Source organism: Mesorhizobium sp. Root157 (assembly GCF_001427385.1).
Lineage (GTDB): Bacteria > Pseudomonadota > Alphaproteobacteria > Rhizobiales > Rhizobiaceae > Mesorhizobium.
Genome location: NZ_LMGJ01000001.1, coordinates 251,914 through 273,131 on the forward strand (window position 1 = coordinate 251,914; position 21,218 = coordinate 273,131).

Consider the following 21,218-nt stretch of genomic DNA (forward strand, 5'->3'; position numbering starts at 1 on the left):
AAGGGCAATGCCGATGCTACATCTTGCACTGTTCGGCGTAGGCGTCGCCGTGCTTTTCAAAGGCGGTACCGATGATCTTGTTGGTCAACACGTCACCTTCCTTCACCACCTCGCGAACATAGATGTTCTGGATCGGATGATTGTTGGTGTTGAAGGTGAACTCGCCACGCACCGACTGGAAATCGGCTGCCTTCAGCGCTGCGCGGAAGGCGTCCTTGTCCTTGACGCTGGCCTTGGACATTGCCGACAGGATCAGATTGGCCGTATCCCAGCTTTGCGCCGCGTAGATCGACGGCAGGCGCTTGTATTCGGCCTGGAAGGCTTCGACGAACTTCTTGTTGGCCTCGTTGTCGAGGTCATGCGACCAGCTTGCCGAGTTCTTGACGCCGAGTGCCGCATCGCCGATCGCGGGCAGGACGTCCTGGCTGAAGGAGAAGCTCGGGCCGAGCACCGGAATGCCGACGCCCGACTGGGCATATTGCTTCATGAAGGCGATGCCCATGCCGCCGGGCAGGAAGAAGAACACCGAATCCGCGCCCGAAGCACGGATTTGCGCGATCTCGGCTGCGTAGTCGGTCTGGCCGACCTGCGTGTAGAGTTCGCCGGCCAGTTCGCCCTTGTAGTAGCGCTTGAAGCCGGTCAGCGAGTCCTTGCCGGCCGGATAGTTGGGGGCGAGGATGAAGGTCTTCTTGTAGTCCTTGTTGGCGTACTGCCCCATCGCCTCGTGGAAATTGTCGTTCTGGTAGGCGACGTTGAAATAGTTCTTGTTGCAGTTGGCGCCGGCGAGAGCCGAAGGGCCGGCATTGGGCGACAGGTAGATGACGTCCTGCGCCACCGTGTTCGGCACGACGGCCATGGCGAGGTTGGACCAGATGATGCCGGTCATCAGGTCGACCTTGTCGCTCTGGATCATCTTTTCGGCGATCTGCACGGCCAGTTCCGGCTTCTGGGCATCGTCTTCGACGATGAGTTCGACGTCGGTGTTGCCGGACTGCTTCATCGCCAGTGTGAAGGCGTCGCGCATGTCGACGCCAAGGCCGGCACCGCCGCCGGACAAAGTGGTGATGACGCCGATCTTCACCGGCTCGGCCTGGGCCAATCCCGATACCGTCAATGAAAGGCCAAGCAGGCTGGCCGCCAGAATTCCACGCATTTCGTTCTCCTCCTTGAGTATTCCGTTTGTCGTTTTGAGTCTGGTCTTGACCTAGAGCTTGGTGCGAACTTTCCAGAGTTCCGGAAACAGTTCAACCTCAAGCATCTTTTTAAGGTAGGAAACGCCGCCGGTTCCGCCGGTTCCGCGCTTCAGGCCGATGATCCGCTCCACCGTGGTGACGTGGTTGAAGCGCCAGCGGCGGAAATAGTCCTCGAAATCGACCAGCTTTTCGGCCAGTTCGTAAAGCACCCAGTAGCGGTGCGGCTCACGGTAGATGGCCTGCCATGCGGCGAGCACCGCCTCGTTCTCGTGGCGGCTCTCGCGCCAATCGCTGCGCTCGCCATCCTCACCGATATCGAAGCCGTTGCGGCCGAGCAAAAGGATCGCCTCGTCGTAGAGCGAGGGGCGCGCAAGGATCGCTTCCAGTCTCTCCACGGTCTCCGGCCGATGGCTGTGCGGACCCAGCATGGCGAGGTTGCGGTTGCCGGCAAGGAACTCGATGGCCCGGTACTGCCATGACTGGAAGCCCGACGACTGGCCGAGCGACCCGCGGAACTGGGTGTATTCGCTGGGCGTCATCGTGCGCAGCACGTCCCAGGCATTGTTGAGCTGCTCCAATATGCGCGCCACGCGCGACAGCATCTTGAAGCAGGGCTGCACATCGTCCTTGCGCACGCAGTCGATGGCCGAATGCAGTTCGTGCAGCGCCAGCTTCATCCACAATTCGGAGGTCTGGTGCTGGATGATGAACAGCATCTCGTCATGCGCGGTGGAAAGCGGCTCCTGCGCGTCGAGAACCTTTTCCAGATGCAGGTAGTCGCTGTAGGACATGCGTCCCTTGAACGACATCTGCGCGCCCTCGGCGGACGGATCGTAGGCCTCGCTCATTGCGTGCGCTCCACTCGCAACCGGAATCGCTGGATCTTGCCCGTCTGCGTCTTCGGCAAAGCTTCGACGAACCTGACCGAGCGCGGGTATTTGTACGGCGCGATCATGGACTTGACGTGGTCCTGCAGCCGCTTGACGGTCAAGGCGTCGCCGGCCACACCCTTGACCAGCACGACATAGGCTTCGACGATCTGGCCGCGATCCGCGTCGGGCGCGCCGATCACGGCGCATTCCACCACTTCGTCATGGGCAAGCAAGGCGGCTTCGACCTCCGGCCCGGCGATATTGTAGCCGGCGCTGACGATCATGTCGTCGGAGCGCGCGGCGAAATGGAAGAACCCGTCTTCGTCCTGGCGGAAGGAATCGCCGGTCAGGTTCCAGCCGTCGCGGACATAGTTGCGCTGGCGATCGTCGGCCATGTAGCGGCATCCGGTCGGCCCGCGCACCGCCAGCCTGCCGACGGTGCCGCGCGGCACTTCGTTCATGGCGTCGTCGACGACACGCGCCTCGTAGCCGCCGACAGCCTTGCCGGTCGAAGCCGGCTTCATGTCTTCGAAGCGGTTGGAAATGAAGATGTGCAGCATCTCGGTCGCGCCGATGCCGTCGAGGATCGGCTTGCCGGTCTTGGCCACCCATTCCTCGAACACCGGTCCCGGCAAGGTTTCGCCGGCCGAAACGGCGACCCTAAGCGACGACAGGTCGGCGCCCTCGTCCATCGCCTTCATCATCGCCCGGTAGGCGGTGGGGGCGGTGAAACTGATCGTCGCCTTATAAGTCTCGATGATCTCGATCATGTTGGGCGGCGAGGCGTTTTCCAGGAGCGTCGCGGTTGCACCGAAACGCAGTGGGAAGATCGCCAGGCCGCCGAGGCCGAAGGTGAAGGCAAGCGGCGGCGAACCGACGAACACGTCGTCGGGGGTGACGCCCAGCACTTCCCTGGCATAGCCGTCGGCGATGATGAGCAGGTCGCGGTGGAAGTGCATGGTTGCCTTCGGCACGCCGGTCGTGCCCGAGGTGAAGCCAAGCAGGGCCACGTCGTCGCGGCCGGTTTTCACCGCTTCGAAACGGACGGATTTGCTGAGCGCGATGCGGTCCAGTTCCGCATCGTGATTGGCGGTGCCGTCGAAGCCGATCACTTTGCCGAGGAATGCGCTATCCTTGGCGCAGGCGACCATCTCGTCCATCAGCCGCGTGTCGCACAGCGCCAGCCCGATCTCGGCCTTGTCGACGATCTTGGAAAGTTCGCCGGCGCGCAGCATCGGCATGGTGTTGACCACGACCGCGCCCGCCTTCGTCGCCGCCAGCCAGCAGGCGACCATCGCCGGGTTGTTGGCGGACCGGATGAGAATACGGTTGCCCGGCTTGACGCCATAGTCCTCGACCAGCGCATGCGCCAGCCGGTTGGTCCAGTCGGACAGCTCCTTGTAGGTGCGCTGGCGTCCGTTGCCGATCAGCGCGGTATGGTCGCCGAAGCCCTGGTCGACCATGCGGTCGGTCAGTTCGACCGCGGCATTGAGGTGATCGGGATACTGGAAGCCATCGAGAAGGAAGGCCGGCCACTGGTCGGCCGGCGGAAGATTGTCGCGCGTGAACGTGTCGATATGCGCCGTCGGCCCAAGCATGGCAGATTTCCTCCCTGCGACACACGCCATGCGTCGGCCCGGCAACCGGGCCGTCCGGGAAACGTGGCGGCCTTGCTTCGACCGTGCGGCGAGCGGGCCGGCCCGAGCCTGCCGCGACACGCCGCCTTTCGCACCGAAAGGCTACAAGACACCCACGCATCGCGCCGGCATTTGTCGACGCTGAAAACATGGCACCAGCCGAAAATTATTTCAAGCCTAAAGTTTCTCGCGGGACTATATTGACACCGCGCCCGGCAGCGTCACAGCTAGGCGCAAATAGCATGACCTGCCGGAGGATACCTTTGCTCACCCGCCGCATCGAGAACTGGAGCGACGCCTATACCAACGGCGCCCACATTGCCGGCGGTGAGCGCTGGCCCGCCGCATGGGTAGAGCCGGCTCGGGCCTTCCGCGAAGCTCAAGGCAGCGACAGGGCGAGGCTTGATCTCGCTTATGGCGGCGCTGCCCGCAACCGCTTCGACCTGCTGCTGCCGCAAGCGACGCCAAAGGGCCTGGTGGTGTTCGTCCATGGCGGCTACTGGCTGGCGCTCGACAAGAGCTACTGGTCGCACCTCGCTGCCGGCCCTCTGGCCAAGGGCTATGCCGTCGCCATGCCCTCCTACACGCTGTGCCCTGAAATCCGCATCGGCGGCATCGTCAAGGAAGTCGGCAGCGCCATCACGGCGGCTGCCGCGATGGTGCCGGGGCCGATCATGCTGACCGGGCATTCGGCCGGCGGCCATCTGGTCAGCCGCATGGCATCCGCGACTTCGCCGCTGCCCGGCACTGTCCGCGAACGCATCCGCCACGTCGTTTCGATTTCCGGCGTCCATGACCTGAGACCGCTGATGCGCACGGCAATGAACGAGAACCTGCATATCGACGAAGCCGAGGCGCTTGCGGAAAGCCCGGCCTTGTTGCGCCCCATCGAGAACATCCGCCTCACCTGCTGGGTAGGCGGGGCCGAACGGGCCGAATTCGTGCGCCAGAACGCCCTTCTGGCCAGTATCTGGACCGGGCTCGGCGCCGAGACGGCCACCGTCGTCGAACCGGACAGGCATCATTTCAGCGTCATCGACGGCCTCGCCGATCCCGCCCATGCGCTGACCCGCTGCCTGCTCGCAGAGTAACGATCAAAAACAGCGAATGCCTGAAGGCTCCGCCAGCCGTCCCGCAAGTCGGCTTCTTTTTTCAATTGCATTTATTTGCAATCAATTATACGCAATTGATATAGCCTCTGCGCCCATCGGATGGCGAGACAACGGCGCAATGTGCTGAGAGGGGGAAACGGCATCATGGCAGCGACGCCCGAAGTCACTGGTTTCTTCGATCCGAGAACATGGTCGGTGCAGTATGTCGTCGCCGACGCCGCGCGCAGGAAATGCGCCATCATCGACCCCGTCTACGATTTCGACGAAAAGTCCGGCCAGACGGCGTCGACCAATGCCGACCGCCTGCTCGAATTCGTCGCCGGCAAGGGCTACGAGATCGAGTGGATACTCGACACCCATCCGCATGCCGACCACTTCTCGGCGGCGACCTACCTGAAGGAAAAGACCGGCGCGCCGACCGCCATCGGAGAAAAGATCAAGGACGTGCAGAGGCTCTGGAAGAACTTCTACAATTGGTCCGACTTTCCTGCCGACGGCTCGCAGTGGGACCGCTTGTTTGCCGATGGCGATACCTTCAGGATCGGCGATATCGCTGGCCGCGTCATGCACTCGCCCGGCCACACGCTTGCCTCGGTGACCTATGTCATCGGCGATGCCGCCTTCGTGCATGACACATTGTTCATGCCGGACGGCGGCACGGCGCGGGCGGATTTTCCCGGCGGCAGCGCCACCGCTCTGTGGAATTCGATCCAGGCCATCCTCGCCTTGCCGGACGACACCCGCATCTTCACCGGCCACGACTACCAGCCCGGCGGCCGGCAGCCCTTGTGGGAATCGACCGTGGCCGAGCAGAAGGCCAGCAACATCCATATGGCGAAGCTGAAGACCGAGGCGGAGTTTGTCGCCGCGCGCGAGGCCAGGGACCGCACCCTGGTGATGCCGAAACTGATCCTGCATTCGCTGCAGATCAACACCAATGGCGGACGCCTGCCCGAACCGGAAGCGAACGGGACACGCTACCTCAAGATTCCGCTCGACCTTCTCAAAGGAGCGCCGTGGGGATGAACGCTGACAATGCCGGTGCCGAAAGACTCTCCTGCGAGGCAGCCGACCTGAAGGCCAATGTCGAGGAGGCGTCGGCCTTCCTCAAGAAACTGTCCAACCCCGACCGCCTGCTGGTCTCCTGCGCGCTGGCCGACGGCGAGCGCTCGGTGCGCGAACTGGAAGATCTGCTCGGCATCCGCCAGCCCGGCCTTTCGCAGCAACTGGCCGAATTGCGGGAGGCAGGCCTGATCACCGGGCGCAAGGACGGCAAGCAGGTGTTCTACCAACTGGCCGATCCTCGCGTGGAAATCTTCATCGCCACCATGCACCGGCTGTTTTGCCGGCCTCGCGCGGCGGTCAAAAAGGCGGTAGAAAAGATCCCATGACCGAGTTCACCCCTCTTGCCTCCCTTGTCGGCGGCATGCTGATCGGCCTGTCGGCGGTGCTTTTGATGGCGCTGCATGGCCGCATCGCCGGCATGACCGGCATCCTGTCCGGTCTTGTTGCGCCAATTGCGCCTGATTGGAGCTGGCGCCTCGCCTTCCTCGCCGGTGCGGTTGCAGCGCCTGCGCTCATCACCGGTCTCGGCCGTTACACAATTCCCTTCCAGACAAACCTGCCGACGCCGTGGCTCGTCATCGGCGGACTGATCGTCGGCATCGGCGTTCATTTCGGCTCCGGCTGCCCGTCGGGCCATGGCGTATGCGGCATTGCCCGCCTGTCGCGGCGCTCCTTCGTCGCTACCGCCGTCTTCATGGCCTCGACCGCCGTGACCGTGTTCGTCGTGCGCCATCTGCTGGGAGGGCTTTCGTGATGCGCATCGTTGCTGCCTTGCTCGCCGGCGCGGTCTTCGGCACCGGCATCGCTATCTCCGGCATGATCAATCCGGCAAAGGTGCAGAATTTCTTCGACTTCGCCGGCACATGGGACCCGTCGCTCGCTTTCGTCATGGGCGGCGCGCTGCTGGTGACCTTCATCGGCTACCGGCTGGTTCTCAAGCGACCGGCGCCGGTTTTCGACACCAGCTTCCATTTGCCCGCGAAACAGGATCTCGACCTGCCCTTGCTGGCAGGCGCGGCCACCTTCGGCATCGGCTGGGGCATCACCGGCTTCTGTCCGGGCGGTTCGATCCCCGCCCTTGGCCTCGCCGAGCCGGGCGCGCTGGTTTTCGTCGCATCCATGACCTGCGGCATAGCCGTGGCCCGGCTGGCGCGGGGTTGGCTGCAACCGTCGCCCGCTACTTGACCACCGGAACGCGTGGTCCCTGCGCTTGGCCGCGCTGCGCCATACCGCCGACGCCCGACCCGGCTATAGTGCGCGAACCATCCGATCAGAACGGGGAGCAAAGATGGGCGCGCCGACAAAGAGCAACCGCAAGGTCATCATCACCTGTGCCGTGACCGGCTCGATCCATACGCCGTCGATGTCGCCGCATTTGCCGGTGACGGCAAGCGAGATCGCCGACGCGGCGGTGGGTGCTGCCGAAGCGGGCGCTGCGATCATCCATTTGCATGCGCGCAATCCGCTCGACGGCCGCCCCGACCAGAACCCGGAGCTGTTTTCGCCATTCCTGTCGGTCATCAAGCAGCGCTCGAACTGCGTCGTGAACATCACCACCGGCGGTGCCGCGACCATGACCATCGACGACCGCCTCAAGCCCGCCAGGACCTTCAAGCCGGAAGTGGCCTCGCTCAATATGGGGTCGATGAATTTCGGCCTCCACCCGATGCTGAACCGCTTCACCGAGTTCAGGCATGACTGGGAGCGGCCCTATCTCGAAGGCTCGAAGGACCGCGTGTTCAAGAACACTTTCGCCGACATCGAATACATTTTGAAGACCTGCGCCGACAACGGCACCCGCTTCGAGTTCGAGTGCTACGACATCGGCCATCTCTACACACTGGCCCACTTTGCCGATCTTGGCATCGTCAAGCCGCCCTTCTTCGTGCAGAGCGTGTTCGGCATATTGGGCGGCATCGGCGCGCATTACGAGGACGTCGCCCACATGCACCGCACCGCCACCCGGCTGTTCGGAACCGATTTTCAATGGTCGGTGCTTGGCGCGGGCCGCAACCAGTTGCCGGTCGCCTCGATGTCGGTCGCGCTCGGCGGCAATATCCGCGTCGGCCTGGAGGATTCGCTTTGGGCCGGCCCCGGCAAACTTGCCCGCTCGAATGCCGAGCAGGTCGAGAAGGCGCGCCGCATCATCGAGAACATGGGCCTTGAGGTGGCGACGCCTGACGAGGCGCGCGCGCTGCTCGACCTCAAGGGCGGCGATGCGGTGGGATTTTAGAGCATAGCGCCAAAAAGCGGGAACCGGCTTTCGGAAGAATCCGCTGCTCCGACAAAAGACAGGTCGCCACCGCGACTAGAACGCGTCGCGATCTTTCGGATTCGCTGGCGCGCTCTAAGTATTTGTTTTTATGAATGTCGTTATCCCGAAACCGGCTCCCACGTTCGGGCGACATGCATTAAGGCCCCGCGCCTTGGTTCAGCCGGCCACGTCGAACTGCAGCGGCTTGGCTGAATCGATCAGCGTGTGCTCACGCAATTCCGCCAGCACCTTTTCGGGGAACGGCGCATCCAGATAGAGAAGCGCGATGGCGTCGCCGCCCGGCCGGTTGCGACCCAGCTGGAAATTGGCGATGTTGACGCCGTTCTTGCCGCACAGCGTGCCGAGCAGGCCGATGATGCCCGGCGCGTCGGCGTTGGTTGTGTAGAGCATGTGCTGGCCGACCTCGGCGTCGAGATTGATGCCCTTGATCTGGATGAAGCGCGGCTTGCCGTCGGAAAAGCAGGTGCCGGCAATGGCGCGCGTCCGGTGCTCGGTCTTGACCGTCAGCTTGATGTAGCCGTCGAACACGCCGGACTTGTCGCGCTTGACCTCGGCGACGATGATGCCGCGCTCCTTCACCATGATCGGCGCCGACACCATGTTGACGTCCGACACCTGCGGTCGGATCAGGCCGGCAAGGGCGGCGCTGATCAGGGCGCGCGTGTTCATCGACGCCACCTGCCCGTCGAACAGGATCTCGACCTCCTTGATCGGGTCTTCGGTGACCTGGCCGACAAAGGCGCCCAGCACTTCGGCGAGCTTGACGAAAGGCTTCAGCCGCGGCGCTTCTTCCGCCGTGATGGCCGGCATGTTGATGGCGTTGGAAACCGCGCCCTTGATCAGGTAGTCCGACATCTGCTCGGCCACCTGCAGGGCGACATTCTCCTGCGCCTCTTCCGTGGACGCGCCGAGATGCGGGGTGCAGACGACATTCTCCATGCCGAACAACGGGCTTTCCGTCGCCGGCTCGACCTCGAACACGTCAATGCCGGCACCGGCGACCTTGCCGCTTTTCAGCGCCGCAATGAGGTCGGCCTCCACCACGAGGCCGCCGCGCGCGCAATTGATGATGCGCACCCCGTCCTTCATCCTGGCGATGGCGCCGGCATTGATGATGCCGCGCGTCTTGTCGGTCATCGGCGTGTGCAGCGTGATGAAATCGGAGCGCGCGAACAGTTCGTCAAGTTCGACCTTGTCGACGCCAAGCTCTTCGGCGCGGCTGTCGGACAGGAACGGGTCGAAGGCAATGACATGCATCTTGAGGCCGACGCCGCGCGTCGCCACGATTGAGCCGATGTTGCCGCAGCCGATGATGCCGAGCGTCTTGCCGGTGATCTCGACGCCCATGAAGCGGTTCTTTTCCCATTTGCCGGCCTGCGTCGAGGCGTTGGCTTCCGGAATCTGGCGGGCGAGCGCGAACATCAAAGCAATGGCGTGCTCCGCCGTGGTGATCGAATTGCCGAACGGCGTGTTCATGACGATGATGCCCCGGCGTGAGGCGGCCGGGATATCGACATTGTCGACGCCGATGCCGGCGCGGCCGACGACCTTCAGGTTGGTCGCGGCGGCAATCAGCTTTTCGGTGACCTTGGTGGCCGAGCGGATGGCGAGGCCGTCATATTGGCCGATGATCTCGAGCAGCTTTTCCTTGTCCTTGCCCACATCGGGCAAATAGTCGACGTCGACACCGCGATCCTTGAAGATCTGCACGGCGGTGGTGGAAAGCTTGTCGGAAACAAGAACGCGGGGCATGGGCTTGATCCTTTGATCGGCGCCCTGCCTTCACTGGCGAAGGATGGCGCAAGGTGCGGTGAAAGATGAAATGGGTGGGGGGCTTGGGAGGCAGCGGCCCCCACCCTGGCCTCGTCAGGCCCTGTTGGTTCAGGCGGCGGCCTTGAGGCCGGCCTTCTGCTGCGCGAAGGCCCAGTCGAGCCATGGCATCAGCGCTTCGACATCGGCGGTTTCGACCGTCGCGCCGCACCAGATGCGCAAACCCGCCGGAGCATCGCGATAATGGCCGATGTCATAGGCGACGCCTTCCTTGTCGAGCAGCGACACCAGTCCCTTGGCGAAGGCCGCCTGGCCGTCGGCGTCGAGCGCGGCGATCTCCGGGTCGACGATCGACAGGCAGACCGAGGTGTTCGACCGCGTTGCCGGATCGACAGCCAGATTGCCGAGCCAGGGAGAAACCGCCACGAAACGATCGATGGCCGCGGCGTTGGCATCGACGCGCGCTCTTAGGCCGGCAAGACCGCCAACGCCCTTGGCCCAGCGCAACGTATCGAGATAGTCCTCGACGCACAGCATCGACGGCGTGTTGATCGTCTCGCCCTTGAAGACGCCCTCGATCAGCTTGCCGTTGGAGGTCAGGCGGAAAATCTTGGGCAGCGGCCAGGCCGGCTTGTAGCTTTCCAGCCGCTCGACGGCGCGTGGGCTGAGGATCAGCATGCCGTGCGCAGCCTCGCCGCCCAGCACCTTCTGCCAGGAAAACGTCACCACATCGAGCTTGGCGAAATCGAGGTTCTGCGCAAACGCCGCCGAAGTGGCGTCGCAGATGGTCAGCCCCTTGCGATCGGCCGGAATGAAGTCGGCGTTCGGCACGCGCACGCCCGACGTGGTGCCGTTCCAGGTGAAGACCACGTCGCGGTCGAAATCGATCTGCTTCAGATCCGGCAGCGCGCCATAGGGCGCTTCGATGCGGCGGACATCCGGCAGCTTGAGCTGCTTGACGACGTCGGTGATCCAGCCCGAGCCGAAGGATTCCCAGGCGACCATGTCGACGCCGCGCTCGCCGAGCAACGACCACAGCGCCATCTCGACCGCGCCGGTGTCCGATGCCGGCACGATGCCGATGCGGTGGGATGCCGGAACCTCGAGCACCTCGCGCGTCAGTTGGATGGCCTGTTCGAGCTTGGCCTTGCCGATCTTGGCGCGGTGCGAACGGCCGAGCACGGCATCGCTCAGCGCCTCGACCGACCAGCCGGGACGTTTCGCGCAAGGACCAGAAGAAAAATTGGGATTCGCCGGACGCACGTCCGGCTTGGGGGAAGCAGTCATCGTGGTCTATCCTTCCAGATAGTGGCCCCTCGTTGGGGAGGGGTGGCCCACGGACGGAATTACCGAAACGCCCGGAAAAGCGCAAGGGAAAAAGGAATTTGCAATGGGGCACATTGCAGGTTCATGCAGCCGATGGCGGAACAGTGCGGGAACGTGTCAGGAGAATTGACACACCAGTGACACAGCATGTTCACGCCCTGTTCAGGAGGTAAGCGATGCCGATCCGCGCTGAGCGAATGAGTCTATATCCAGGCGGCGGAACGCACTCGAAAGAATGGAAGGCGTTTCGCGCATCGCTGATTGATCGTGCCGGCAATCGCTGCGAAGGTACGCCTCAATATCCAGACTGTAGAGCGGAGAACGGCCAGCCGCATCCTGTCACGGGAAGCAAAGTCGTCTTGACGATTGCGCACATGGACCATGATGAGAGCCATGCCGACGCGGACCGATGCCGTGCACTTTGCCAGAGGTGTCATCTTAGTTGGGATGCGCCGTACCACGCCAAGAATGCAGCTAGGACTCGGCGAGCAAAATCTCCACAGACTGATTTAGTGGATTGGCTAGAGTCCCGCCCCTCCCCGCTATAGGAGATAGAGAATGAGCGAATGGCAGCCGATTGAGACAGCACCGAAAGATGGAACCGAATTTCTTGCTTATGACCCGGTATCGAGAAAATTTGATGTGTGCAGGATGAAAGACTGGTGCGGGTGGGCATGCGTGGCGACACAATTGGATAGCTATGAAGGCGCGGAAGATGGTTGCTTCGAAGGAGACAGGGCAACCCATTGGAAGCCACTACCGGAGCCACCTCAATGACCCGCTTGCAGTCCGATGCCTTCGCGCTTGTGTTCGCCTAGTGTTGCCATGCCGGCAGGATACCCCAATCACTGCCGGAACCAACTGACGATCTTCGACACGCTCTCCCCGAACATGACGGTGCCAACCGCCATGCCGAGCATGCCGACCAGAAGCCATTTGAAAAACTTCCCCACGGTCTGGATGGCATTGACGAGCTTGACGCCATCCTTGAGGGTTCGAATGTCATCCTCGCGCAACTGGGCCAGGAACTCCCGCGTCTCTTCGGGCAATTCGGCCATTCTGTTGACGGGTATGGCGCTCTCGTCCATCGCATTTGCCTTGTCCAATTCCCCGGCCCCTGCACTGCTAGAATGAAAGATAGATCGTGACAGCGGCGCAGATCAGAAACGCCGCTATGAGGATGAAGGTTGCTATTCCTGGCCTGCGTTCCATTGCCGTATCCCGTCGATTTGAGCAGCGCACTGCCTTAGCGCGGCCTCGTTTGCATCCACCGATGCGATGATGTCTCTGGTGGTCCGCCATTGCCGCCTGTCAGGCTTTGGGCATTGAACCGTGAATGCATCCGGCACTTGGACCTTCACCACTTCCGGCTTCACCACCACCGAGGGCTTAACGCTGGCGCAGCTTGCGAAGATCGGCAGGAACAACAGTGTCGAGATAGGCCCGAACGTCCGCATTCGATTTCTCCAGTTCGTCTATCTGCTGGGATTGCTCCGCGAGCCCGTCGCTGATCTTGCGCATTTCCTCGACCAGCGAGGCCGTCAGGCGGCTGTCGAGGCGGGACTGCTCCTGTAGGGCTGAGATGGTGTTTTGAGCTGCTGTGTTGGCCTCAACGGCCTTGTCCTTGTCGGCAATGGCCTGCTGCGCTTCCTTGGCTGCATCTGCGGCCTCTGCACGGTAGTAGAGGGCAACACCGCCCAGCCCCATGAAGGCCAGCAGCACGGCAAGGGCGATGTAGGCGCGGATGCCCATCACAGCCCCTGCCCCAACCACCACCAGAACGCAGCAAACAGGATCGCCACGGTGAACAACCCGCCAGCAACGGCAATGAGAGCGGTTTTCATTGGATTCCTCGCAGACGAAAAGATTTTTGTTTGTCAGAGGCTTATGGTATAAAAAGCGAACGCGCCGAAGGGGTCGCAGCCCGACGACGCGCTCTAACCAAGCCAACCTGATGAGAGGTCGAAATGGCTGAACTAACTTATGCTCAGGTATCTGAGGTTCTCAACTACAATCCCAAAACCGGTAAGTTTCGTTGGAAGATTCGCTCTGAGCGGTTTTTCAAGTCTGGCGCTCCCGGAGGACAACTCGCGGCAGCGTTCCGATGGAACAAGATGTATGCAGGCACGGAGGCGCTTAACTGCCCCGCCACGCAAGGATACCTGTCTGGGGCAATCTTTGGGCAGTCAGTCAAGGCGCACAGAGTTGCGTGGCTGCTGGCTACGGGCAAATGGCCATCCGGCGATATAGATCATCTCAACGGCGATCCGGCGGATAATAGAATCTGCAATCTTCGAGACGGGACAACATCCGACAATATGAAGAACCAGCGCCGCTACAAAAACAACAGAAGCGGCCATGTTGGCGTGTCTTTTAGAGGCCGTAACAGCCGTTGGGCCGCCTACATCGACCTTGATGGCACTCGCAGAAATCTTGGCGAATTCAGGACATTGGAAGATGCGATAGCTGCTAGAGAGATGGCCAGCGCAGAATTGGGTTTCTCTCCCCGTCACGGCATGTCAGATGCCGCTTAGGCATAGCTCGCGTTCCTTTTGACGGCGCTTTGTCAAACCCGGCAATCGTATCCCTGCCGCCTTATCCCACATCAAAAGGGCGTCACAAGCGCCCTTCAAATCTCCTTGATTGGCGCGTCTAGCCATCGAAGATTTGCAGAAAGCGGCGGTGCCTATATTATAGGACGCTGAGAGAAACGCTGTATACGCGCCGTCTGGTATTTTGTCCGGGTAGACGAAACACTTTCTCATTCCCGTCTCAAACTCCACCAGCCGATCAGCAAGCATGGCCTTGCATTCGGCAACGGTCTTGGTCTGGCCCATTTTCACGCCGCGCGTTTCCCCGAAGCACAAAGTTGGGATTCCAATCGGATCACGATAGGCATAGGTGCGCAGGCCTTCGAAGCCGCCTACAAGGACGACAGCAGCAGCCGCGAGTGTGGAGTTGCGCTTGAGCCTACTCATTGCCGGATACCCCCTTCTGAGCCACAAGCCTCGCAATAAAGGCCATGCACACGCACAGTCCGGACAGGGACGCGAATATGGTCGGAGGAACGGGCAGGATGCCATCGAGCAAGGGCAAAGCCACTTCCAGCCCGGACAGGATGCCGGCCAGAAGCAATAGCCGCACGGACCATGCGTGTTTCAGCACGGCCCGCCAGTTTGAGATGAGCTTCATCGCGGCCCCCTAAATCTCAGCCGCAGCCGTAAAGAACGCGTCGATCTGTTCGGACGTAAAGCCAAGCGCCGTCATGCCCGCAACCATCATCGGTTCGTCACGAACGAATGTGCCCGAGTTGTTATAGGCGATCTGGACAAGCGTTTCCTGTGACGCAATCCAGCCCTCAACGGCGGAAGTCAGTCCGGCGATTTCAAGCTGCATCTTGAACTGGCGGGAGGTCACCCGGTCGGGAACAACCACTTCTGGCACTGGCGGCGCATAGTCAGGAACCGGCTTGCCATCCGATATCCATTGCTGGACAGCAGCTCGAATGGCGGGAGCAAGACCAAAGCCATCACCTTCGCGGCTGATGTATTCGACGGTATCGCGCAGTTCGTCACCATCGGTCAGATCGGCGGTGACGAAATACGCACCATCCGCCATGCGCTGTACGGAGGAAATTGAGTGAAGTTCCATTATGCGGTCCTCCTGTATAGGCCCCCGGCAGCGGATGGGCTATTCGAGAAGCCTGTGGAGCCGCTGGCCTTCCACGTCCCGGACATAGCCGCGCCTGCGCCGCCAAGTACGTAGCGGTTCGCTGATGCGCTATCGATGTTGATGGTCTGCGTAGAGTTGCGGGGCTTCTCGTATGAAGCAGGCCCCAAGATTGCGATATACGATCCGACAGGCAGGTTCGTTTCGTCCTGTGTGCTGCCGGTGTAGAAGCCAGCCTTCGAGGCAAGCGCAGTATCCATCTGCTGCTTGGTGACAGCATCAAGGGCGTTGGAGCCGTCCGCACCGAGGCGAACCGCCGTGTTAAAGCTGGTGATGCCTGTGCCGTTTTGGATAAACTGCCATGCGCCATTCGCACCGGACCCTCGCATGATGCGGGCTTCATAGTCCGTGGCCTCTTGGGCGTGGAAATCGATGAGGGACAAACCATCGCCGGAACGATTGATGCCCAATTCGATACTGACATTGCCCGTAGTTGTGGCATCGCCTACGGCTAGGGTCGCGGACGCTCCCGAAACAACCGGAGAGGTCATCACAGGCGCTGTCAGCGTCTTGTTGGTGAGGGTCTGTGTTCCGGTGAGGGTCACATCACCGTTGCCAAAAACCATGGCACGGAAGGCCGAACCCGTGCAGACAATGAATGCCGAGAACCCATCAGGCAGGGAAAGCGTAGCCGCGCCGTTGATCAGTTCCGCCCCTGCCGGATCGACGGTAACCGCGCCGCCATCTGCCTTGACCCACACACACCAGCCTGCGGTGAGCGTAGCCGCAGCAGTCAGATTGAGTGTCAACGCTCCTGTGGCTCGTATAAGCTGGTTGTAGTCGCCCTTCACGGCGGTGTACGTGCCGGTTTTGTCGGCAACCTTCGTGATCGCGTTCGCCTGATCCGCCATCAATTGCTGGATCGCGTCGTTGCCATACTTGACCGAACTCGACCCTTGAATGGGGATGGAGTTGATCGCGGTGTTCGATACCGCAGTGCCCGAATACTCTAGCTGCCCGGCCATGTGACCTCCTTAGAAAAGACCGCCGCGACCGCGAGAAATGTCCCTCGCCGCCGCTGGTGAAATGTCGCGCATGGCTTCGCCGCTGCGGTTGGATTGACGCCCGCCCAAGGCTCCCGAGACGTTCGGAGCATTCGGGAACTGACCGCCACTCACGGCGCGGGCGAACTGCGTGGGCTGGCCCATGACGTTCACGGTCCGCACGCCATTGACGAAATCGCCGATCTTGCCGCCGTTCGGCTTTGCCAATTCCTGCCCGATCAGGCTGCCGAGGATCGAGCCGACCGGGCCGAGAACGGAGCCAACCGCCGCACCGGCAAAGCGCCCGCCTGTCTGACGGGCGAAATTCCCGAACGGAGAACGCCCGTTCAATGCCGGATCGGCTGTAAACGTCTTGTCAAGGGCATTGCCGATATTGCCGCCCAGCGGGCCGGATATGCCCGGTGCAGGAGCGTTCCGGCTTGTGGCCTGCTTGCCGTTCGCAAGCGTCGTCGTGGTCACGCCGAATTTGTTGGTAATCGAGGTTCCGCCGAACTGATCGCGCGTGATCTTCGACCCGTCATTGGCAAAGCCTTCATTCGCCAAGCCGTTGTAAACGTCCATGGCGGTGCTGCGGGGTTGCGGCGCGGGTTGTGGTGCCTCGAATACCGGGCGTTGCTGGATCGTGCGTGGCGGGGCCAGCGGAGGCGCTGGGACGGCAGCCGGGACAAATGTCGGCTGGACTGTCTGCGGCGGTGCCAAGGTCTGTGGAACGCCTATGGCCGTGGGAGACATAAGCGCCGAAGGGAAGGCAGGCTTGTTCATTGCTGCGAGGGCAGAAACCGGCGTGGGGGTTATTGGCCTTGAAGGGCGAGCCACGGCAGGAGCGGCCGGAAGCCGCGAGGTTGTCGGCGTCGTCACCGGCCTATTCGGCATCGGTGCCGCATTGGCCTGTGACACGAGCGAAAAGCCGCCCGGTTGAGCCGGTGGCGTCACGTCATAGGCAAAGCGTGACGGATCGGGGGAACGGGGCGCGGCAGGGCCGAGAGGCGAGCGCGTGACTGTGCCGGAAGGTGATGCGACAAGCGACGGCGGCGCGGACGGGCGCGAGGTCGGGACGGGAGCGGTGGTGCGCGGCGTGACGTTGAACTGCCCCGCCTGCATCATGCCTTCAAGCGATGCCCTCGCCCATGACGGTGCCTTCGATGTGGGAATGCCTTTGTACGAATCCGACCAGACGGCAGGGTTTGCCCGCGTATCGACGTGGATCGTGTTCCCGCTGGAATAGAGACCGATGCCCTTTGCGCCTGCCTCTATGGCGGTATCGAGCAGGGCGGTCTTTTGCGCATCCGATAGGCCGCGCACGTCAAGATCGATCGCATTGCCGTGGGTGTGCTGCGAATGCTTGGCCCCGCCTACTGCCGCATTGTGCTGCGGGCTGCGATAGCCGGAATTGATGCCGACTGTCTGCGCGTTCGGATTGGCCGCAAGCGCATCGAGAACGCCGACAACACCCGGAGTGAGGTTCTGGCGGCTGTATGATGCCAAGGCTGTTGGCGGCGAAGGCCGGGAAACGGACGGAAACGCCGCCATGGCGAGCGCTGAGGCGACATTGCGCGCCGGGGCGGTAACTGTGTCCACCGTCTTGATTGCCGCGTCAGAGAGCCGGGAAACGGCATTCGCGACGGGCGCGGCGGCTTCACGGAAGAATTTATGACCTCCGATATCGGCGGTCTTGGTAAGCCTGTCGGCCCATCCCGGCTTCTTGCTGCCGGAATAGAAGTGATCCGCCCCGCCAGTCGGATCGGGAATTGCGCCGGTCTGCACCCCGTCGAGAATAGCGGCGGCTTCGGCCCTTATGCGCGGGTTGTCCTGCGCCTTCTTTGCCGCGCTGCCGGGATTGGAATAGCCGTCGAACTGGTTTGGAGCGCGCGCGACCTGCCCAACAGTCTTGCCCCGCGTCATGGCCCGATTGTTGATGACGTGAGCAACCGCAATCATGCCGCGACGGCCTTCGCCTACGGCTTCGCCTATGATGGCGTCGATTGCTGCTTCACGATCTGATTTGACTTTTGCCACCGGCAATCACCATGTGATAAGAAGGGTCGGCTTGGAGGATGGAATGAAACTTCAGATTGCGGGTGCGCTCGTTGCTACGCTGTTATTGGCTGGCTGCAACGACGTTTTTGGGACAATGTCCGACGCCAGTTCATCGCAGTGCTTTTCGATAATCTCGGGAAACTCCACCCAGCCTTATTCGCCGATCATGTTGAACCGCTGTAAGGGAGAGGCGTGGCTGCTGGTTCGATCCCCTAAAGGCGACAAACCGGAAGACGACTTCACTTACAACTGGTACAAAATGGATCGCTTCGATTGGCCCGCGAGCCTAGTGAGCAAATGACCCCAGACGACGACCGTACTATTGAACACGACCCCGGTGAATTCCGCCGCCCGTTGCTTGTCGCAATATGGTCAGGACGAATTACCCTTACGCTCATGCTGACCATCAGCTACGCAACCATGACATATTACCGGGAAGTCCCTCTGGACTTCTGGGACTACCCATTCATCGCTCTATGGCTGTTCCTGATGGTTTGGCTCATTGTACCGGGCATTCCCACGATTGACGGCGATGGCCATGAGAGCGCGCGTAAGAGCATCGCGTTTAGACTCGGCAAGAAGCTGAATCGCATTCTTCATTACCGGTTCGGGAACACCGCCCGATGAAATCAGGCTGACGAGTTCAGCAACAGACTTGCGAGACAGATGCTCCGCTGTCTTTTTGGCTCCATAGCCTGCGATCATAGCCGGAACACCGACTGCGGGATTTGTGAGTGCTCCTGCCCCTGTCAGAAAGGCGGTCAGCTTGCCGGTAGTGGGTGACATGCCTCCAGCCAACCTGAACGCATTTTGTGTCCGACTACCAAGCACAGCCTTTCGCGCGGCGTCCTGTTCTGCCTTGGTCAGCCCGCGCTTGAGATTTGGATTCGTGAGCAGGCGCTTGATTTGCTGCCGTGATGCGTTTTCAACATTCCCGCCCGCACCAGCCGAACCAGCGTTAAGGCCAGCCCGGTCGAGCAATTCCTGCACGGTTTCGAGCTTCTTTGCCCTGCCCCACATGCCGCGAGCTTCCTGCAAAGCGTTCGCTGCCGCTTGCGGGTTGCTTCCCATGAGGACGGTAGACGGATCAGCGGCGTTCACCAGTTCGTCGATGCGACCGATAATCTGTGTCAGCGTCGCGTTGTTTGACTGGTTCCCCGGCTGAAACCCGTTCGACGCCACCTTGCGCAGCGTATCGAGGCCTTTGAGCGTGATATTCCCGTTCCCGACCTTGGCTAGATAGTCGAGGACCGGCTTCACGCCAGGCTCATTTGTCGGGTGATAACCGCGAGAGGTCAAATCCTGAATAATGTTGGTGCGGAGTTGATTGACGCCGTTCTGATTGAAAGCAACGCCGGCCTGTTCCGCGCGAGAATACGCTGCGTTCGATGCCGCCTTTAGGTCATCGACGCCCATCGGCGGCACTTTGGGATTGAATTTTCCCGCGATTTTGCTGACGCCCGCGCTGAGGGCTTCACCTGCCAGATTGCCAAGCGCACCACCAGCCGCGCCGATTGCCGTACCAGTGCCAATGTCTTGATCGTTGCCAGCCGCCGTCAAGCCACCGTAGCCCGCGCCTTCGGCTGCCATCAGGCCGGTGCGAGCCAGAACACCGGGCGCGCCTGTCATTGCCGCTGTGCCGAAGCGGCCAGCGAGCGTAGCGCCCTTCCCTGCCAGCTTCATGGGCGTAGCGACAGCGCCGGCAATCTCGGCCCCCATCCCAGCACCGCGCGCCCTGTTGCGCGCTTCCTGCGTCAGCGTGCGCGCCGCCGCCAATTCCTGCTCATATGTCTTGTCAGTGAAGGGAGCACGGGCAGCCGCAACAGCCTTGTCACCAAAGCCCATCGTTGCGCCATTGGCAAACAATTGCAGCGTGTCGCCTGCCGCGACAAGCGGCTTCTGCCACTCGGGCAAAGCGTCGTATTGCGCGCGCTGCCTGTCAGCTACCGGGTTGCCTTCCGGCCCATTGCCGAACGCCTGCGTCATGGCCGACATTTCGCCTGCGGCCTGATTATAGGCGTCGGAACGCTGCGGCTCCTGCTGCCCGCCAAGGCTCTGCGCTATTTCATCAACAGTCGAATTCTGCTGCTCCGGCGTGAGCGACAGAAAACTGTCATCGACTTTGACGCGACGGCCATTGATGGTGAGTGTCGCCATTATGGTTCAACCGTCCAAGAGACGCCGGATTGAGTGCGGTTGCCGCCTTGAGTTGGCAGGCCGATGGCCGCGCCGCCTCTTGATTGCTGGAACAAGCGCGCGCCTTCTTCCGGGCCGTGGACAACCTGCAAGAGCGTCAACTCGTAGTCGTCCAGATCGCGCTCGAAATTCGGGCTACTGGGATCGAGCGCGCCCGACTTTGCGGCCAGCATTTCGGCTTCTTTTTCCGTTACACTGCCCAGCGCTCCGCCCGTTGGTGACGACTGGCGCATGGCATTGAGGTTTTCGACCTTGGCTTGGGATTTCAGCACGTCGACCTGACGCGCAACTTCCGCGCTGTCGGAATATGGGTTGTACTGGACTATCCCCTGCCCGAAGCCACCAAACGCGCGGTTTTTCGCGGCGTCCCGCGCCCTGCTTGCTGCGGTTGTGACAACGCGGGTTACTACGTCGGCCTGCCCCTGTTTGCGCTCATCTGTCTTCGTGGTGTCCTCCGGACCTCCCGGAATACGGCGCATGGTTGCGCCATTTGGCCCGTCGGTCAATTCAAAGCCCGGCGGGATGGTGCCGAACCGGCCTCCACCAACAGTCACGTTGGTTGAGTTGGCCCCGGCTTTCTTCTGATCGAGCTGATAGTCCATGAACGAGCCGCCATAGCCCTGCTGCTTGGCGTACTCATATTCTTGGAGTGTCGCCGTCGGCTTGGCCTGCTGCGCAAAGCGTTGATCGGCGTAGATTCGCCATGCGTCGTTGATAGGCATTCCCCCGTCTATGGCCGCAGCCAAATCCGGCGAGTTCTGCCGCAGGAAATCAAGCGTCTTGTTCTTGCCCAACCGTTCCGCTGCCGACTTGCCATAGGCCCCGAAGGCATTGGCGAAATTGGCCGTATTGCCCTGATTGCCCATCAAAGCGCCAGCGATAGGCATGGCTGTTTCGGGGGCAAGGAGATTTTGGAGAAAGCCACCGCCTTGCTGCATGTTCGTGGGTATCCATCCATAATTGCTATCGGGAGCGCCCGATGCGCTGGCCATGCCGCGCGTT

General features: G+C 61.6%; 23 protein-coding genes. 9 read left to right on the forward strand and 14 right to left on the reverse strand.

Annotated elements, in window-relative coordinates; translation table 11 throughout:
- Nucleotides 1-16 precede the first annotated feature (16 nt).
- The 3 genes from ASD64_RS01180 to ASD64_RS01190 are packed head-to-tail and all read right to left on the reverse strand — an operon-like array spanning nucleotide 17 to nucleotide 3,663.
- A complete protein-coding gene (locus ASD64_RS01180) occupies nucleotides 17-1,153 on the reverse strand; it encodes an ABC transporter substrate-binding protein (protein ID WP_056099396.1) in 1,137 nt (378 codons plus the stop codon).
- A gap of 51 nt (nucleotides 1,154-1,204) precedes the next feature.
- The gene (kynA, locus tag ASD64_RS01185; RefSeq protein WP_056099400.1) at nucleotides 1,205-2,041 is read right to left on the reverse strand and encodes a tryptophan 2,3-dioxygenase; all 837 of its coding nucleotides are present in this window, start codon (nucleotides 2,039-2,041) and stop codon (nucleotides 1,205-1,207) included.
- A complete protein-coding gene (locus ASD64_RS01190) occupies nucleotides 2,038-3,663 on the reverse strand; it encodes an AMP-binding protein (protein WP_056099402.1) in 1,626 nt (541 codons plus the stop codon). The genes kynA and ASD64_RS01190 overlap by 4 nt, the downstream gene beginning before the upstream one ends.
- Nucleotides 3,664-3,944: 281 nt before the next feature.
- On the opposite strand from ASD64_RS01190, the gene ASD64_RS01195 reads away from it, so the two are divergent.
- The 6 genes from ASD64_RS01195 to ASD64_RS01220 all read left to right on the forward strand — a co-directional run bounded on the left by ASD64_RS01195 (nucleotide 3,945) and on the right by ASD64_RS01220 (nucleotide 8,112).
- Nucleotides 3,945-4,793 (forward strand): alpha/beta hydrolase, encoded by an 849-nt coding sequence (locus tag ASD64_RS01195; protein ID WP_056099405.1) that lies wholly within the window; start codon nucleotides 3,945-3,947, stop codon nucleotides 4,791-4,793.
- A gap of 165 nt (nucleotides 4,794-4,958) precedes the next feature.
- Nucleotides 4,959-5,840, forward strand: coding sequence for an MBL fold metallo-hydrolase (locus ASD64_RS01200; protein WP_056099407.1), 882 nt, complete (start codon nucleotides 4,959-4,961; stop codon nucleotides 5,838-5,840).
- Complete coding sequence (locus ASD64_RS01205; protein WP_056099409.1) at nucleotides 5,837-6,205, forward strand: ArsR/SmtB family transcription factor; 369 nt, start codon at nucleotides 5,837-5,839, stop codon at nucleotides 6,203-6,205. The genes ASD64_RS01200 and ASD64_RS01205 overlap by 4 nt, the downstream gene beginning before the upstream one ends.
- Nucleotides 6,202-6,633, forward strand: a complete 432-nt coding sequence (locus tag ASD64_RS01210) for a YeeE/YedE family protein (protein WP_056099413.1) — start codon at nucleotides 6,202-6,204, stop codon at nucleotides 6,631-6,633. The genes ASD64_RS01205 and ASD64_RS01210 overlap by 4 nt, the downstream gene beginning before the upstream one ends.
- Nucleotides 6,633-7,064, forward strand: coding sequence for a DUF6691 family protein (locus ASD64_RS01215; protein WP_056099414.1), 432 nt, complete (start codon nucleotides 6,633-6,635; stop codon nucleotides 7,062-7,064). The genes ASD64_RS01210 and ASD64_RS01215 overlap by 1 nt, the downstream gene beginning before the upstream one ends.
- A 103-nt stretch (nucleotides 7,065-7,167) precedes the next feature.
- The gene (locus ASD64_RS01220) at nucleotides 7,168-8,112 is read left to right on the forward strand and encodes a 3-keto-5-aminohexanoate cleavage protein (RefSeq protein WP_056099417.1); all 945 of its coding nucleotides are present in this window, start codon (nucleotides 7,168-7,170) and stop codon (nucleotides 8,110-8,112) included.
- A 198-nt stretch (nucleotides 8,113-8,310) separates the two neighbouring features.
- Here the strand turns inward: ASD64_RS01220 and serA are convergent, their stop codons facing one another.
- Together serA and ASD64_RS01230 are read right to left on the reverse strand one after the other, a co-directional pair.
- A complete protein-coding gene (serA, locus tag ASD64_RS01225; protein ID WP_056099419.1) occupies nucleotides 8,311-9,906 on the reverse strand; it encodes a phosphoglycerate dehydrogenase in 1,596 nt (531 codons plus the stop codon).
- 129 nt (nucleotides 9,907-10,035) lie between these two features.
- A complete protein-coding gene (locus tag ASD64_RS01230; RefSeq protein ID WP_056099423.1) occupies nucleotides 10,036-11,211 on the reverse strand; it encodes a phosphoserine transaminase in 1,176 nt (391 codons plus the stop codon).
- A gap of 597 nt (nucleotides 11,212-11,808) precedes the next feature.
- Between ASD64_RS01230 and ASD64_RS20295 the strand changes: the two genes are divergently transcribed.
- Nucleotides 11,809-12,027, forward strand: a complete 219-nt coding sequence (locus ASD64_RS20295; RefSeq protein WP_082549804.1) for a DUF551 domain-containing protein — start codon at nucleotides 11,809-11,811, stop codon at nucleotides 12,025-12,027.
- 68 nt (nucleotides 12,028-12,095) lie between these two features.
- On the opposite strand, the gene ASD64_RS01235 is transcribed toward ASD64_RS20295, so the two are convergent.
- Together ASD64_RS01235 and ASD64_RS01240 are read right to left on the reverse strand one after the other, a co-directional pair.
- Nucleotides 12,096-12,356 (reverse strand): hypothetical protein, encoded by a 261-nt coding sequence (locus ASD64_RS01235; protein ID WP_244480677.1) that lies wholly within the window; start codon nucleotides 12,354-12,356, stop codon nucleotides 12,096-12,098.
- Nucleotides 12,357-12,639: 283 nt separating this feature from the next.
- Nucleotides 12,640-13,002 (reverse strand): hypothetical protein, encoded by a 363-nt coding sequence (locus tag ASD64_RS01240; protein ID WP_056099429.1) that lies wholly within the window; start codon nucleotides 13,000-13,002, stop codon nucleotides 12,640-12,642.
- A 215-nt stretch (nucleotides 13,003-13,217) separates the two neighbouring features.
- Here ASD64_RS01240 and ASD64_RS20300 point away from each other — a divergent pair, with 215 nt between their 5' ends.
- Nucleotides 13,218-13,784 (forward strand): HNH endonuclease signature motif containing protein, encoded by a 567-nt coding sequence (locus ASD64_RS20300; protein ID WP_082549805.1) that lies wholly within the window; start codon nucleotides 13,218-13,220, stop codon nucleotides 13,782-13,784.
- Here ASD64_RS20300 and ASD64_RS01245 read toward each other — a convergent pair.
- Genes ASD64_RS01245 through ASD64_RS01265 form a run of 5 tightly spaced genes read right to left on the reverse strand, consistent with a single transcriptional unit; the run spans nucleotide 13,770 to nucleotide 17,999 of the window.
- A complete protein-coding gene (locus ASD64_RS01245) occupies nucleotides 13,770-14,228 on the reverse strand; it encodes a lysozyme (protein WP_056099433.1) in 459 nt (152 codons plus the stop codon). The genes ASD64_RS20300 and ASD64_RS01245 overlap by 15 nt on opposite strands.
- The gene (locus ASD64_RS01250; RefSeq protein WP_056099436.1) at nucleotides 14,221-14,442 is read right to left on the reverse strand and encodes a hypothetical protein; all 222 of its coding nucleotides are present in this window, start codon (nucleotides 14,440-14,442) and stop codon (nucleotides 14,221-14,223) included. The genes ASD64_RS01245 and ASD64_RS01250 overlap by 8 nt, the downstream gene beginning before the upstream one ends.
- A 9-nt stretch (nucleotides 14,443-14,451) precedes the next feature.
- On the reverse strand, nucleotides 14,452-14,901 hold the full coding sequence (locus ASD64_RS21525; protein ID WP_244480678.1) for a hypothetical protein: 450 nt from the start codon (nucleotides 14,899-14,901) through the stop codon (nucleotides 14,452-14,454).
- Complete coding sequence (locus ASD64_RS01260) at nucleotides 14,901-15,944, reverse strand: hypothetical protein (RefSeq protein ID WP_056099439.1); 1,044 nt, start codon at nucleotides 15,942-15,944, stop codon at nucleotides 14,901-14,903. Before ASD64_RS01260 ends, ASD64_RS21525 begins: the two co-directional genes overlap by 1 nt.
- A 9-nt stretch (nucleotides 15,945-15,953) precedes the next feature.
- Nucleotides 15,954-17,999, reverse strand: coding sequence for a D-Ala-D-Ala carboxypeptidase family metallohydrolase (locus ASD64_RS01265; protein ID WP_156459950.1), 2,046 nt, complete (start codon nucleotides 17,997-17,999; stop codon nucleotides 15,954-15,956).
- 43 nt (nucleotides 18,000-18,042) lie between these two features.
- Here ASD64_RS01265 and ASD64_RS01270 point away from each other — a divergent pair, with 43 nt between their 5' ends.
- Nucleotides 18,043-18,321 (forward strand): hypothetical protein, encoded by a 279-nt coding sequence (locus ASD64_RS01270; RefSeq protein ID WP_156459951.1) that lies wholly within the window; start codon nucleotides 18,043-18,045, stop codon nucleotides 18,319-18,321.
- A gap of 173 nt (nucleotides 18,322-18,494) precedes the next feature.
- Here the strand turns inward: ASD64_RS01270 and ASD64_RS01275 are convergent, their stop codons facing one another.
- Together ASD64_RS01275 and ASD64_RS01280 are read right to left on the reverse strand one after the other, a co-directional pair.
- Nucleotides 18,495-20,177: a hypothetical protein gene (locus tag ASD64_RS01275; RefSeq protein WP_056099448.1), complete on the reverse strand. Its 1,683-nt coding sequence runs from the start codon at nucleotides 20,175-20,177 to the stop codon at nucleotides 18,495-18,497.
- The gene (locus tag ASD64_RS01280) at nucleotides 20,177-21,208 is read right to left on the reverse strand and encodes a hypothetical protein (RefSeq protein ID WP_210171804.1); all 1,032 of its coding nucleotides are present in this window, start codon (nucleotides 21,206-21,208) and stop codon (nucleotides 20,177-20,179) included. The genes ASD64_RS01275 and ASD64_RS01280 overlap by 1 nt, the downstream gene beginning before the upstream one ends.
- Nucleotides 21,209-21,218: the final 10 nt, after the last annotated feature.

Bases quoted from the DNA above. Each gene is read 5' to 3' on its own strand.
- ASD64_RS01180 (WP_056099396.1), bottom strand. From the start codon at position 1,153: ATGCGTGGAATTCTGGCGGCCAGCCTGCTTGGCCTTTCATTGACGGTA.
- ASD64_RS01230 (WP_056099423.1), bottom strand. From the start codon at position 11,211: ATGACTGCTTCCCCCAAGCCGGACGTGCGTCCGGCGAATCCCAATTTT.
- kynA (WP_056099400.1), bottom strand. From the start codon at position 2,041: ATGAGCGAGGCCTACGATCCGTCCGCCGAGGGCGCGCAGATGTCGTTC.
- ASD64_RS01275 (WP_056099448.1), bottom strand. From the start codon at position 20,177: ATGGCGACACTCACCATCAATGGCCGTCGCGTCAAAGTCGATGACAGT.
- ASD64_RS01195 (WP_056099405.1), top strand. From the start codon at position 3,945: ATGACCTGCCGGAGGATACCTTTGCTCACCCGCCGCATCGAGAACTGG.
- ASD64_RS01250 (WP_056099436.1), bottom strand. From the start codon at position 14,442: ATGAAGCTCATCTCAAACTGGCGGGCCGTGCTGAAACACGCATGGTCC.
- ASD64_RS01240 (WP_056099429.1), bottom strand. From the start codon at position 13,002: ATGGGCATCCGCGCCTACATCGCCCTTGCCGTGCTGCTGGCCTTCATG.
- ASD64_RS01200 (WP_056099407.1), top strand. From the start codon at position 4,959: ATGGCAGCGACGCCCGAAGTCACTGGTTTCTTCGATCCGAGAACATGG.
- ASD64_RS01270 (WP_156459951.1), top strand. From the start codon at position 18,043: ATGAAACTTCAGATTGCGGGTGCGCTCGTTGCTACGCTGTTATTGGCT.
- serA (WP_056099419.1), bottom strand. From the start codon at position 9,906: ATGCCCCGCGTTCTTGTTTCCGACAAGCTTTCCACCACCGCCGTGCAG.
- ASD64_RS01280 (WP_210171804.1), bottom strand. From the start codon at position 21,208: ATGGCCAGCGCATCGGGCGCTCCCGATAGCAATTATGGATGGATACCC.
- ASD64_RS21525 (WP_244480678.1), bottom strand. From the start codon at position 14,901: ATGGAACTTCACTCAATTTCCTCCGTACAGCGCATGGCGGATGGTGCG.
- ASD64_RS01215 (WP_056099414.1), top strand. From the start codon at position 6,633: ATGCGCATCGTTGCTGCCTTGCTCGCCGGCGCGGTCTTCGGCACCGGC.
- ASD64_RS20295 (WP_082549804.1), top strand. From the start codon at position 11,809: ATGAGCGAATGGCAGCCGATTGAGACAGCACCGAAAGATGGAACCGAA.
- ASD64_RS20300 (WP_082549805.1), top strand. From the start codon at position 13,218: ATGGCTGAACTAACTTATGCTCAGGTATCTGAGGTTCTCAACTACAAT.
- ASD64_RS01205 (WP_056099409.1), top strand. From the start codon at position 5,837: ATGAACGCTGACAATGCCGGTGCCGAAAGACTCTCCTGCGAGGCAGCC.
- ASD64_RS01210 (WP_056099413.1), top strand. From the start codon at position 6,202: ATGACCGAGTTCACCCCTCTTGCCTCCCTTGTCGGCGGCATGCTGATC.
- ASD64_RS01190 (WP_056099402.1), bottom strand. From the start codon at position 3,663: ATGCTTGGGCCGACGGCGCATATCGACACGTTCACGCGCGACAATCTT.
- ASD64_RS01220 (WP_056099417.1), top strand. From the start codon at position 7,168: ATGGGCGCGCCGACAAAGAGCAACCGCAAGGTCATCATCACCTGTGCC.
- ASD64_RS01260 (WP_056099439.1), bottom strand. From the start codon at position 15,944: ATGGCCGGGCAGCTAGAGTATTCGGGCACTGCGGTATCGAACACCGCG.
- ASD64_RS01245 (WP_056099433.1), bottom strand. From the start codon at position 14,228: ATGAGTAGGCTCAAGCGCAACTCCACACTCGCGGCTGCTGCTGTCGTC.